11 protein-coding genes and 1 pseudogene are annotated in these 11,694 nt (G+C 66.1%); 10 read left to right on the forward strand and 2 right to left on the reverse strand.

All coding sequences use genetic code 11. The annotated features are described in order from the left end of the window. The first annotated feature begins 46 nt into the window (after positions 1-46). Both ACIGFL_RS23910 and ACIGFL_RS23915 read left to right on the forward strand, forming a co-directional pair. Positions 47-916 carry a DMT family transporter gene (locus ACIGFL_RS23910; protein WP_397498786.1) on the forward strand — a complete coding sequence of 290 codons (870 nt, stop codon included), beginning with the start codon at positions 47-49 and terminating at the stop codon, positions 914-916. A 447-nt stretch (positions 917-1,363) separates the two neighbouring features. Continuing rightward, complete coding sequence (locus ACIGFL_RS23915) at positions 1,364-1,915, forward strand: VOC family protein (protein ID WP_397498787.1); 552 nt, start codon at positions 1,364-1,366, stop codon at positions 1,913-1,915. Positions 1,916-1,960: 45 nt separating this feature from the next. Here ACIGFL_RS23915 and ACIGFL_RS23920 read toward each other — a convergent pair whose 3' ends face one another. Then, positions 1,961-3,910, reverse strand: coding sequence for a sigma-54-dependent Fis family transcriptional regulator (locus ACIGFL_RS23920; RefSeq protein ID WP_397498788.1), 1,950 nt, complete (start codon positions 3,908-3,910; stop codon positions 1,961-1,963). A gap of 333 nt (positions 3,911-4,243) precedes the next feature. Here ACIGFL_RS23920 and ACIGFL_RS23925 point away from each other — a divergent pair, with 333 nt between their 5' ends. The 8 genes from ACIGFL_RS23925 to ACIGFL_RS23960 all read left to right on the forward strand — a co-directional run bounded on the left by ACIGFL_RS23925 (position 4,244) and on the right by ACIGFL_RS23960 (position 11,323). After that, positions 4,244-5,167 carry a transporter gene (locus ACIGFL_RS23925; RefSeq protein WP_397498789.1) on the forward strand — a complete coding sequence of 308 codons (924 nt, stop codon included), beginning with the start codon at positions 4,244-4,246 and terminating at the stop codon, positions 5,165-5,167. Between the two features lie 299 nt (positions 5,168-5,466). Further along, the gene (locus ACIGFL_RS23930) at positions 5,467-5,985 is read left to right on the forward strand and encodes a transcriptional initiation protein Tat (RefSeq protein WP_397498790.1); all 519 of its coding nucleotides are present in this window, start codon (positions 5,467-5,469) and stop codon (positions 5,983-5,985) included. A 37-nt stretch (positions 5,986-6,022) separates the two neighbouring features. Continuing rightward, a complete protein-coding gene (locus tag ACIGFL_RS23935; RefSeq protein WP_397498791.1) occupies positions 6,023-7,603 on the forward strand; it encodes a GMC family oxidoreductase in 1,581 nt (526 codons plus the stop codon). 12 nt (positions 7,604-7,615) lie between these two features. Beyond that, positions 7,616-8,605, forward strand: coding sequence for a thiamine pyrophosphate-dependent dehydrogenase E1 component subunit alpha (locus ACIGFL_RS23940; RefSeq protein ID WP_397498792.1), 990 nt, complete (start codon positions 7,616-7,618; stop codon positions 8,603-8,605). 15 nt (positions 8,606-8,620) lie between these two features. Beyond that, entirely contained in the window at positions 8,621-9,646 is a 1,026-nt protein-coding gene (locus ACIGFL_RS23945) for an alpha-ketoacid dehydrogenase subunit beta (RefSeq protein ID WP_397498793.1), read from the forward strand. Positions 9,647-9,649: 3 nt separating this feature from the next. Then, positions 9,650-9,883 (forward strand): biotin/lipoyl-containing protein, encoded by a 234-nt coding sequence (locus ACIGFL_RS23950; protein ID WP_183894692.1) that lies wholly within the window; start codon positions 9,650-9,652, stop codon positions 9,881-9,883. A gap of 4 nt (positions 9,884-9,887) precedes the next feature. Next, a complete protein-coding gene (locus ACIGFL_RS23955) occupies positions 9,888-10,592 on the forward strand; it encodes a 2-oxo acid dehydrogenase subunit E2 (RefSeq protein ID WP_397498794.1) in 705 nt (234 codons plus the stop codon). Beyond that, positions 10,589-11,323, forward strand: a complete 735-nt coding sequence (locus ACIGFL_RS23960) for a biotin/lipoate A/B protein ligase family protein (protein WP_397498795.1) — start codon at positions 10,589-10,591, stop codon at positions 11,321-11,323. The genes ACIGFL_RS23955 and ACIGFL_RS23960 overlap by 4 nt, the downstream gene beginning before the upstream one ends. 1 nt (position 11,324) lies before the next feature. Here the strand turns inward: ACIGFL_RS23960 and ACIGFL_RS23965 are convergent. After that, positions 11,325-11,600 (reverse strand): annotated as a pseudogene (locus tag ACIGFL_RS23965) (JAB domain-containing protein); the annotation flags it as partial. Between the last annotated feature and the right edge of the window lie 94 nt (positions 11,601-11,694).

Raw genomic sequence — 11,694 nt, forward strand, 5'->3', positions numbered from 1 at the left:
GGGGAGTTTGTAGCCGCTCATTGGATGGCCTTGAAGGAATACCGGGATGCGTGACAGACAGAAGGGTTTGCTGCTCACTACGCTGGGCATGTTGGTAATCTCTCCAGATGCCCTGGTGCTGCGCTGGTTGGCCGGTGATGCCATGCAGATCCTGGCCTGGCGCGGCCTGCTGATGGCGCTCGGGCTCAGCTTGCTGTTGACCTGGCGCTATCGTACTGAGCTGCCTGGGGCATTTCACCGGTGTGGCTGGACCGGCCTTGGCTGTGCGCTTTGTTACTGCTTCAGTACCCTGTGTTTTGTGCATGCTATGGGATTGGCCGGGGCGGCCAGTACGTTGCTGATCTTCAGTCTGTCGCCTCTGATTGCTGCCGCCTTGGCCTGGGTTTGGCTGGGCGAGCGCCTGGCCTTGCACACTCTGATGGCTATTATGGTGTGCCTGGGTGGCGTGCTGTTGATCGTCGTGGATGAGTCACCGGGCAGCAGCCTGAGCGGAAATCTTCTGGCCCTGGTGGCAGCCACTTTGCTGGCTGGCAATTTCACTCTGGCACGCAGCCAGCCGGCGGTGGACATGAGCCCTGCATTGATCCCCGGAGCGCTGCTGGTGTCGCTACTAGGTTTCGTCTTTGGTGGTACTCCGGACTTTGCCGTGCAGCAGTGGCTGGTGCTGGCAGTGATGGCCGGAGTGCTGCTGCCGCTGGCGTTTATGCTGATACAGCTGGGGCCGCGTTGGATCAGTGCCACTGAAGTGGGCCTGTTACTGCTTCTGGAAGTAGTACTGGGACCCTTGTGGGTCTGGTGGCTGCTCGACGAGGCTCCAAGCGGTCAGGTTCTGCTGGGCGGCACCATCATTCTTCTGGCCTTGTGCGGCCACAGTCTGCTGGGCTGGCGGAGTGGCTCTCGGCCTTTGGCCGCCTGAATATCCAGACCAGGATTGAGTATGTCGCTCGGGACATACGTTCCAGCCTCTCTCCTTGGCGGGCGTGCTTGACTAGGCCTTGTATGATCGTACCCAAGTAATATGGGGAGCGACTTTGTGGCACCACTTCTTAGTCTCACTGTGCTCCATTCAACGCGAGAGGCTCGAATCGGCAGTACCGGCTCGAGCCTCTCGCTTACAGCAGTAAGGAGAGGGTTCTTCCAGTGAGCAACCGTCCTCCTCAAGCCTCTCGGAAAGGACGCGTACCGTATGAGGCATAGATCCGTTGTAAAACCTTACAACTGTAAAAGCTTTACACGCTGATCGCTCGCCCGTGGTGCAATTTATTTTAGAAATCAATTGGTTGGTGAGTGGCATCGAGCCTGCACGGGCAGTGGCGGCAGCACGGGCTGCCGAATCCCGAACAACAACAGGCGAAAACCCCTCATGACCCACACGCACGCTACCAACAACGCTCTGCCGGGAATGCGCGGCATGCAGCATATCGGCATCACCGTACCGAACCTGACCGAGGCGGTTGCCTTCTTCGTCGAGGTGCTCGGCTGCGAGCCCTACTTCACCTTCGGCGAGTTCCGCTTCGATGACGACTGGATGGAGCGCCACCTCAACGTGCATCCGCGCGCGGCCATCCGCGACTTCCAGATGCTGCGCTGCGGCAACGGCACCAACCTAGAAGTATTCGAATACAGCGCGCCGGACCAGAATCGCCGCCTGCCGCGAAACAGCGATGTCGGCGGACATCATCTGGCGTTCTACGTGGACGACATGGACGCTGCAGTGGACTACCTGAAGTCGCGCGGCGTGCAGGTGCTGGACACGCCCTCTACCTTCACCGACGGGCCGGCCAGGGGCCTGACCTGGGTGTACTTCCTGGCGCCCTGGGGGCTGCAGCTGGAGCTGGTGAGCTTTCCCCGGGGGATGGCCTACGAGCAGGGGCTAACACGTCTGCTATGGGATCCGCGCAGCCCCGGGCGCTGATCCGGCGCCTGCGCCAGGCCGGCCCCGCCGGGGCCGGCTCGGGCCTCAGAGGTCCTGCGCATTAGGCGGGACGATGTGGTGCAGCTTCATCCAGCGGTACAGGGTGGGCCGCGACATGCCCAGCTCGCGCGCCGCCGCGCTGACGTTCCAGCGCTGCCGACGCAGGCATTCTTCGATCTCCTGGGCGTGGCTGCCACGCTGTTCCTGCTGCGCCGGTGGGCATTTGGCTTGCCGCGAGTTGACGCTCGGCAGGCATTCCTCGGGCAGGTCGTTGACCGTGATCTCCTCGGTTTCCGCCGTGGCCAGCGCGTATTGCAGCGCGTTGCGCAGCTCGCGGATGTTGCCCGGCCAGGTGTAGCCGAGCAGCGCGCTCATGGCGTCGCCCCTGATCCGCGCCGGGCGCTGACGCTGCTCGCACAGCTCGCGGAAGATGCGTTCGATCAGGTAGTTGCGGTCGGCCCGTTCGCGCAGCGGCGGCAGGCGCAGGATCGCGCCGTTGAGGCGGTAGTAGAGATCCTCGCGGAAGGTGCCGGCCTCGATCAGTTGGCGCAGGTCGCGGTGGCTGGCGGCGATGACACGGATGTCGACCTTGATCGGCTTGTCGCCGCCCAGCGGCATGACCTCCTGTTCCGCCAGTACGCGCAGTAGTCGGGTCTGCAGGTGCAGGGGCATGTCGCCGATCTCGTCGAGGAACAGGGTGCCGCCGTCTGCATGTTGAATCAGCCCGCGCATGCCCTTGCTGCGTGCGCCGGTGAAGGTGCCGGGCTGGTAGCCGAACAGTTCGCTCTCGATCAGTGACTCGGGCATCGCCGCGCAGTTGATGGCGACGAAGGGCGCCTTGCGACGGTTGCTGCTGTCGTGCAGGGCGCGGGCGAGGCGCTCCTTGCCGGTGCCGGTCTCGCCGTTGAGCAGGACGTTCAGCGGTTCGCTGCACAGCCGCTTGGCGCGCCCGAGCATCTTGCGCATGGCCGGGTCGTCCGCGGCCAGCTCGTCCAGCGGGCAGCGCGGCTGATCCGGGCTCTGGGCTGGCGCGGCGGCGGGCGCCCGGCTGGGCTCCATCAGCGCGGCGAAGAACAGGGCGTTCTGCCGGTGGGTGCGGAAGGCGCGGACCTGGTCGGGGCTGGCGTGGGGGATGCTGAAGATGTCCTCGGCCTCGCAGTCGAACAACTCGCCGATACCGATGCGCCGGGCCCGTGGCGAGGGCCGCTCGGGCAGCTCCAGGCCACACTCGGCGAGCAGCGCGCGGGCCGCGGTGTTGGCCGCCAGCAGGCTGCCGTCCTCTGCCAGCGCCAGCAGGTACTGGCGATTGATCAGGACGAACTCGCGGGAGCGGTCGAAGCAGAGGATATGCGCTTCGCGGTAGCGGCGCAGGAAGTAGGCGTCTTCGATCATCCGCGCGTACTGCTTGACCAGCTGCAGGGCGAACTGCTGCGAGTCCTTCGACGGCGGCGAGTTCAGCGCCGAGATGTCCAGCACCGCCAGCAGCTGCCCCTGCGGATTGAAGATGGGCACCGCGGTGCAGGTCAGAGCGATGTGGTGGGCGCTGAAGTGGTCGTGGTGGTGGCAGGTCAGTGGCTGCTGCTCCTTGATGCAGGTGCCCACCGCGCAGGTGCCGGCGTGGTCCTCGCTCCAGTCGGCGCCCAGGTACAGGCCGGTCTTGCGGTGCGCCGCCTCGTTCAGCGGGTCGCCGAGAAACTGCACGGTGATGCCGCGGTTGTCGGTGAGCAGGATCACGTAGCCCAGCTCGGCGATGTGCCGGTAGAGCTGCTCGACTCCGGCGCGCGCCACGTTGATCAGCTCGTCCGCCTGGTCCTGGTGTTCGCGCAGCACCTGGCGTGGTACGAAGCGCGGCGGAGCCGGCTTGGCCGGGTCCAGGCCGTAGTCCTGAATACAGCGCTGCCAGGAGCGGGTGATGATGGTCTCGTGCCCGGCACCCTCGTTGGCGTAGGACAGCACGGTGTCGATATGCAGGCTGGGGGTGGTGATGGTGCTCATGCGGCCTCCCGGACGCCGGGATGAGGGACCGGCGCTCCGTGACGATCTTGTTCTTGTGCGGCTGCAGCACGCGGGGGCGGGCTGGCACGGTTGCAATCACCTTACGAGTTTAGCGCCGCGCCGTCATCTGCCCTTTGATCGCGGTCTGGCGGTGCTGCGGGCCTTACAGCTGTAAGGCCGCGGGCGCCCGAGAAGCGCCCGTCGTAGTCTCAATCGGTCCATAAAGTTCTTTTTATTCAAGTGCTTGCCTGCCTGCTGCAGGGCCTGGCACACATCCTGCGCCTCGTTGCCCCGGCCCCATCGGGGAACTACAACAAAAAACGAGGATGATCGATGCTGCCTTCTATCCAACTGAGCAATCCGCTTGCTCCGCTCTCGCTCGACAACCGCGCCTGGGTCACCGCCTGGAGTCTGGTACTCCTGATCGGTGGCGCATCTGCCACTTCGCCAGTCGCCGCGCTGGACCTGGATGCCGGCGATTACGTCGCCGCGCCCGCGGGCACCACCCTGGGCCTGCTCTACCTGCAGGCGGCGGAGCGTGACCGCCTGTACCGCGCCGGTCAGCGCCAAGCGGACTCGCCGGGACTCGACTCGCAGATCGGCATCCTGCGCCTGGTGCATTACACCGACCTGGCCGGCTACCGGGTCGCGCCCCAGGTGCTGCTGCCCTTCGGCCGTCTGGACGGGCGGCGGGGGCTGGAGGACACCAGCGGCCTGGCGGACCCGATCCTGGCCATGCCGCTGTGGCTGATCGATGAGCCCGAGCGCGGCCGCTACCTGGGCGTCACGCCCTACCTGTTCCTGCCGCTCGGCGAGTACGACGCCGACGAGCCGCTCAACCTCGGCGAGAACCGCTGGAAGCTGAACCTGCAGCTCGGCTACGTCGAGCCGCTGAGCGAGCGGCTGTCCCTGGATCTGGCCGCCGACGTGATGTTCTATGGCCGCAACAACCAGCATGGCAGTGCGCGCTGGACCCAGCGGCAGAAGCCCAGCTACCAGTACCAGGGCTTTTTGCGCTATCAGCTGACGCAGGCGCTGGACCTGCGCGCCGGGGTTTCCTGGCTCGACGGAGGCGAGAACCGGGTCGACGAGCTGTGGCTCGACGACCGCCAGGAGACCGGCAAGTGGTCGCTGGGATTCTCCTGGTTCTTCCTGCCCAAGACCCAGGTCGCGGCCACCTACGGGCGGGATTTCGCGGTGGAGAACGGCTTTCGCGAGGAGCACCGGCTGAACATCCGCCTGCTGCAGGTGTTCTGAGCCGGACCGGCGCACATCTTCGAGGGGCCTGCGGGCCCCTTTTTCGTTGGTGCGCCTTTACGGCTGTAAAAGCGGCGGACGGATGCTTACAGCTGTAAACCCCAGGGCTTTACAGGGGAGGCCCTGGGCGTGAAATAAAAACCTTATTAATCAGTTAGTTATGCGTTCAAGTCGACATTGGCACGCTGGCTGCTCCGTGGCTATTGAGGGGGCCGAAAGGCGCCCGGACGAATAACAACAACAGCGGTCACGCCCGTTCCCACCTTGCGGGCGTGTCGGCAAAAGCCTGGAGCTCTGCCATGCATGACTCTTCCCCGCGCACCGGCTCGCTGAGCCGCCGACGCTTTCTCAACCTGTCGGGCCAGTCCGCGCTGCTGATCGGCGCTGCCGCCGTCGGCGGTCAGCTGATTCCCGTTACCGCCATCGCCGACGATCTGTTGCCGCAACTGCCGCCCGGGCTGCTGCGCATGGGCCGAGACATCTATCCCCATGACCGCCTCGGCGATGCGCCCTACGCCAAGGCGCTGTTCGAACTGCTGAATAAGCAACCGCAGCTGGTTCGCGACGGCATGCAGGCCCTGCAGGCCAGCGCGCGCAGCCGCCACGCCCGGCCATTCGAAGAGGTCGCCAGTGAGGATGATCGCGTTGCCCTACTGCGCGAGATCGAGACCACGCCGTTCTTCCGCGAGACCCGCAGCGCGCTGATGTTTGGCCTCTACGACAACAAGACGCTTTTTTCGTTGTTCGGCTACGAGGGCTCGTCGGTGGAGAAGGGCGGCTACATCGCGCGCGGTTTCAACGACCTCGACTGGCTCTGAGCCGGCGCAATCCATTCCAACAATGAGGGTTAACCCCATGGCAGCGAAATTCTCCCAGGACGACGGCGATGTGGTCGTCATCATCGGCTCGGGCGCCGGCGGCGGCACGCTGGCCCATGCCCTGGCCAAGCAAGGCATCCGCAGCGTGGTGCTGGAGGCGGGCAAGCGTTACGAGATGGCCGACCTCGAGAACGACGAGTGGGCCATGTTCAACAAGATCTCCTGGCTCGACAAACGCATCGCCACCGGCGGCTGGGATGTGGCGCGCAACCACCCGAACCTGCCGGCCTGGATCGTCAAGGCGGTGGGTGGCAGCTCGGTGCACTGGGCCGGCGTGGCCCTGCGCTTTCGCGACTTCGAGTTCCGCATGCGCAGCGAGAACGGCGACATCAAGGGCGCCAACCTGCTCGACTGGCCGCTCAGCTACGAGGAGCTGGAGCCCTGGTACGTCAAGGCCGAGAAGCACATGGGGGTGACCGGGCCGAGCACCGGCATGCCCTATCACCAGTGGCACAACTCGTTCAAGGTGCTGGCCGCGGGCGCCCAGCGCATCGGCTACAAGGAAATCCAGTCCGGGCCGATGGCGATCAACACCCAGCCCTACGACAGCCGCCCCGGCTGCATGCAGATCGGCTTCTGCATGCAGGGCTGCCGCATCGGCGCCAAGTGGTCGACCCTCTACACCGACATCCCCCGCGCCGAGGCCACCGGCAACTGCGAGGTGCGTCCGCAGAGCATGGCCCTGCGCATCGAGCACGATGCCCGCGGGCGGGTCACCGGGGTGGTCTACGCCGACGCCGAGGGCCGCCAGCAGCGGCAGAAGGCTAGGGTGGTGTGCGTGGCCGGCAACTCCATCGAGTCGCCGCGTCTGCTGCTCAACTCCGAGTCCTCGCTGTTCAAGGACGGCCTGGCCAACTCCTCCGGCCAGGTCGGGCGTAACTACATGTGCCACACCACCGCCGGCATCTACGCGGTGCTGCCCAAGCCGGTGCACATGTACCGCGGCACCACCTGCGCCGGGATCATCTCCGACGAGTCCTACAACGACACCTCGCGCGGCTTCGTCGGCGGCTACCGCCTGGAGATCCTCTCCCTCGGTTTGCCGTTCATGTCCGCCTTCCTCGACCCGACGCCGCAGGGCTGGGGCCGCGCCTTCGCCTCGCGCATGGAGCGCTACGACCACATGTCCGGCGTCTGGCTGTGCGGCGAGGACCTGCCCATGGAGAGCAATCGTATCACCCTGCACGGCAGCGAGAAGGACCAGTACGGCCTGCCGATCCCGGTGGTGCACAAGGACGATCACCCCCTCGACAACGCCATGCGCGACCACGGCGTGGAGCAGACCCGCAAGTGCTACGAGGCGGTCGGCGCCACCGAGGTGATCCGCCTGCCGTCCTACCCGGCCAGCCACAACATGGGCACCAACCGCATGAGCGCCAAGGCCGCCGACGGCGTGGTGAACAAGTGGGGGCAGAGCCACGACATCCCCAACCTGTTCGTTTCCGACGGCAGCCAGTTCACCACCAGCGGCGGGCAGAACCCGACCCTGACCATAGTCGCCCTGGCCCTGCGCCAGGCCGAACACATCGGCACGCTGCTCAGCCAGCGCGCCCTCTGAGGAGCCGATCCCATGACCACACCCAGCAATGCCCAGCGCCTCTGGATGTTCGAGCAGATGCTCGTCAGCCGTTACCTGGAGGAGTCCATCGAACGCATCTACATGGAGGGCAAGACGCCGGTCTTCAATATGGCCAACGGCCCGATTCCCGGCGAGATGCACCTGTCCAACGGTCAGGAGCCCTGCGCCGTCGGCGTCTGCGCCCATCTCGGCGCCGATGACATCGTCACCGCCACCCACCGTCCGCACCACATCGCCGTGGCCAAGGGCGTCGATCTGGACGAGATGGTCGCCGAGATCTTCGGCAAGGCCACCGGCCTCTCGGGAGGCAGGGGCGGCCATATGCACCTGTTCGACGCGCGAGTGAACTTCTCTTGCTCCGGGATCATCGCCCAGGGCATGGGCCCGGCGGTCGGCGCGGCGCTGTCGCGCCAGCTGCAGGGTAAGTCCGGCGTGGCCGTGGCCTTCCTCGGCGAAGGCGCGGCGAACCAGGGCGCCTTCCACGAGACCCTCAACCTGGCTGCGCTGTGGAAGCTGCCGGTGGTGTTCGTCATCGAGGACAACGCCTGGGGCATCTCGGTGGCCAAGGCCGCCTCGACCGCCATCGAGCGCAACTACCTGCGCGCCGCCGCCTACGGCATGCCCGGCGTGTTCGTCCCGAGCAACGATGCCGACGCCATCTTCGCCGCCGCAGGCGAAGCCATCGGCCGCGCCCGCGCCGGCGAGGGGCCGAGCCTGATCGAGATCGAGACCCACCGCCTTGCCGGCCACTTCATGGGCGACGGCGAGACCTATCGCCCGGCCGGCGAGAAGGAGGCCCTGCTGGCCAAGGACCCGATCCCCGCCTACCGCCAGCGCTTGCTGGCGCTAGGCGTGGCCGATGAGCCGACCCTGGCCGGCCTCGAGGAAGTCGCCCGTGGCCGGGTCGACGCCGCGGTGCAGTTCGCCCGCGACAGTGCCTACCCGGCGCCGCAAGAAGCCCTCGACTTCGTCTTCGTCTGAACAGGAATCGCAGTGATGAGCAGCCAAGTGAAAGAACGCAAACTCACCATCGCCCGCGCCATGGCCGAGGCGGTGGCCCAGGAAATGCGCCTCAACCCACGGGTATTCGTGATGGGCGAGGATATCGGCCAGCTCGGCGGGGTGTTCGGCAATACCCGTGGCCTGCATGAGGAGTTCGGCAACGCGCGTGTCCGCGACACGCCGATCTCCGAGACCGCCTTTATCGGCGCCGCCGTAGGGGCGGCCTCCGATGGCATGCGGCCTATCGTCGAGCTGATGTTCGTCGACTTTTTCGGCGTGTGCATGGACGCCATCTACAACCTGATGGCGAAGAACACCTACTTCTCCGGCGGTAAGGTCAGCGTGCCCATGGTACTGATGGCCTCCACCGGCGCCGGCTATTCCGACGCCGGCCAGCATTCGCAGTGCCTGTACGGAACCTTCGCCCACCTGCCGGGCATGAAGGTGGTGGTGCCGAGCAACGCCTATGACGCCAAGGGCCTGATGACCGCGGCGATTCGCGACGACAACCCGGTGGTCTACCTGTTCCACAAGGCGTTGCAGGGCATGGGTTGGCTCGGCACCGAGAAGGGCGCCACGGTGGCGGTGCCGGAAGAGCCGTACCTGGTGGAGATCGGCAAGGCCAGGACGGTGCGCGAAGGCACGGATGTGAGCATCGTCAGTCTCGGCGCCGGGGTGCATCACGCCCTGCGTGCGGCGCAGCAGCTGGCGCAGCAGGGCGTCAGCGCCGAAGTCATCGACTTGCGTAGCCTGGTGCCGCTGGATCGCGAGCACGTCATCGCTTCGGTGCGCAAGACCGGGCGGCTGATCGTGGTCGACGAGGACTACCACAGCTTCGGCGTCAGCGGCGAGATCATCGCCAGCGTGGTCGAGCACGACATCGGCATGCTCAAGGCCAGCCCGCAGCGGGTGGCCTTCCCGGATATCCCGATTCCCTTCACCCCGCCCATGGAACAGTGGGCGCTGCCATCCGCCGCGAAGATCATCGCGGCCTACCAGAAGCTCAAGCACGAGGAGTAAGCCATGTCCAAGCCAATTCTGATTCCCCACGACCTCTGGGAAGGCGACGCCGAGGCCGTCATCACCGCCTGGCTGGTCGGCGACGGCGCCGAAGTCGGCCAGGGAGACCTGGTGGCCGAGATCATGTCGGAGAAGGCCCAGTTCGAGATCGAGGCGCCAGCTGCCGGCGTGCTGAAGATTCTCGAAGACGAAGACGCCGTGGTCGCCAAGGGCGCGACCATCGGCGTGGTGGAGTGAGCCCATGGGCCAGATGCACACGCCGGCAGCGGCCGGCACACAGACGCTGCCGCTCAAGGGCATGCGCAAGATGATCGCGGCGAAGATGAGCGAGAGCCTGCAGACCGCCGCGCAGCTCACCCATCATGCCGAGTGCGAGCTGACTGCCTTGCAGGCGCGGCGCGCACAGCTGAAGGAGGCGGGCAGTCAGGTGTCGCTGCAGGATCTGTTGCTGCTGGAGATTCTCCATACCCTCAAGGATCACCCGGTGCTCAACGCCACCCTGGAGGACAACCTGATCACCCTGCATGGCCCGGTGCACCTGGGCCTGGCGATCCCACTGCCCGGCGATCTGCTGGTCGCTCCCGCACTGTTCGATGCCGAGCAGCTGGATGCCGAGGCCCTGGCTCTGGCGCGCCGGGCCCTGGTGGACAAGGCGCTGGCCGGCAAGCTCTCGGTCAGGGAGCTGACCGGCGCGACCGTGACGGTGACCAACCTGGGGCTGTCGCGGGTGCGTTTCTTCACCCCCATCCTCAACGTGCCGCAGGTCGCCATCATCGGCCTGGGCGGGGTGCAGCGGCGCCTGCAGCGAGGCGCCGACGGCAGCCTGCTGGAGCGCGACTTCATGGGATTGTCGCTGACCTTCGACCACCGCGCGGTGAACGGTGCGCCTGCCGCCGACTTCCTCGACGATCTGTGCCGGCGCATCGAGCAGGGCGAGCCGTCATGAGCGGGATCTGGTGTGTAAGCGTTGAGGCCGGCCTGCAGGCCGAGCGACAGCTGCTCGAGCGGGTGCACGCCGGCGAGGACGAGTGGGGGCTGCTACTCTGGCGCCCCACCGACTCGGCCCTGGTGATGCCACGCCGGTTGAGCCGGCTGCCGGGCTTCACCGCGGCGGATATCGGCTGCGCCGCCAGCGGCTGGCCGATTGCCCTGCGCGACACCGGAGGCGAGCCGGTGCCGCAGTCGTCTGCGGTACTCAACGTGGCCCTGGCCTATGTGGTGCCGGTGCAGGAGGACGAGCGGGAGCGCATCGAGACCGCCTACCTGCGGCTGTGCGAGCCGATCCGTCAGTGGCTGCGCGGCTACGGGCTGCTGTCGGGCCTGGGCGAGGTGGCCGGCGCGTTCTGCGACGGGCGTTTCAACATCACCCTGGCGCAGCGCAAACTGGTGGGCACGGCCCAGCGCTGGCGCCGACGCGGCCTGGACGGTCGACTGGTGGTGTTGGTACATGGCGCTATCCTCGTCGACGACCAGCGCGAGGCCATGGTCGAGGTGGTCAACCGTTTCTATCAGAGTTGCGGCCTGCCGCAACACTGCCGGGCGGCCAGTCACGTGGCCCTGGAGGAGTGGCTGACGGCTCCGTGGGAGAGCGCCTCAAGTCTTGCGAACTGGTTTGAGGCGCCCTGGGAGGCTTGGTCGCCCGCAAAAGCGTCCAGCAATCAGGTGGTCGTTTACTGACTTACCCTGCGAAGAAGGCAGACGGCGAGGCGATTTTCTTGAGGCGACTTAGCTCCAGCGAGCGGACATCGACGAGCGCCAAGGCTTCTTTCAGGCGCTGCGTAATCACCTTGTCCACCTGGCTCGGCTCCGGGTGTCCACTCGGATGGTTGTGCGAGAAGATCACTGCAGCTGCATTCAGGCGCAGTACTTCCTTGACCACCTCGCGCGGGTACACAGACGCACTGTCGATGGTGCCGCGGAACATCTCGACGTACTGGATCAGGTGATGCTTGGCTGAATCGCCCCGGCTTTCCTAGACACTCTCCAAGCTCTGGAAATAACGCTTTTCAAACTCCACTGGCGATAGCTGCATAGCGCTGCTGTGCCGG

It is taken from the genome of Pseudomonas sp. NPDC077649 (assembly GCF_044542855.1).
Classification (GTDB): Bacteria; Pseudomonadota; Gammaproteobacteria; order Pseudomonadales; family Pseudomonadaceae; genus Aquipseudomonas.

Excerpts from the sequence above, each read along its gene's own strand:
- ACIGFL_RS23940 (WP_397498792.1), top strand. The coding sequence starts at position 7,616 with ATGACCACACCCAGCAATGCCCAGCGCCTCTGGATGTTCGAGCAGATG.
- ACIGFL_RS23910 (WP_397498786.1), top strand. The coding sequence starts at position 47 with ATGCGTGACAGACAGAAGGGTTTGCTGCTCACTACGCTGGGCATGTTG.
- ACIGFL_RS23960 (WP_397498795.1), top strand. The coding sequence starts at position 10,589 with ATGAGCGGGATCTGGTGTGTAAGCGTTGAGGCCGGCCTGCAGGCCGAG.
- ACIGFL_RS23915 (WP_397498787.1), top strand. The coding sequence starts at position 1,364 with ATGACCCACACGCACGCTACCAACAACGCTCTGCCGGGAATGCGCGGC.
- ACIGFL_RS23925 (WP_397498789.1), top strand. The coding sequence starts at position 4,244 with ATGCTGCCTTCTATCCAACTGAGCAATCCGCTTGCTCCGCTCTCGCTC.
- ACIGFL_RS23955 (WP_397498794.1), top strand. The coding sequence starts at position 9,888 with ATGGGCCAGATGCACACGCCGGCAGCGGCCGGCACACAGACGCTGCCG.
- ACIGFL_RS23950 (WP_183894692.1), top strand. The coding sequence starts at position 9,650 with ATGTCCAAGCCAATTCTGATTCCCCACGACCTCTGGGAAGGCGACGCC.
- ACIGFL_RS23920 (WP_397498788.1), bottom strand. The coding sequence starts at position 3,910 with ATGAGCACCATCACCACCCCCAGCCTGCATATCGACACCGTGCTGTCC.
- ACIGFL_RS23930 (WP_397498790.1), top strand. The coding sequence starts at position 5,467 with ATGCATGACTCTTCCCCGCGCACCGGCTCGCTGAGCCGCCGACGCTTT.
- ACIGFL_RS23935 (WP_397498791.1), top strand. The coding sequence starts at position 6,023 with ATGGCAGCGAAATTCTCCCAGGACGACGGCGATGTGGTCGTCATCATC.
- ACIGFL_RS23945 (WP_397498793.1), top strand. The coding sequence starts at position 8,621 with ATGAGCAGCCAAGTGAAAGAACGCAAACTCACCATCGCCCGCGCCATG.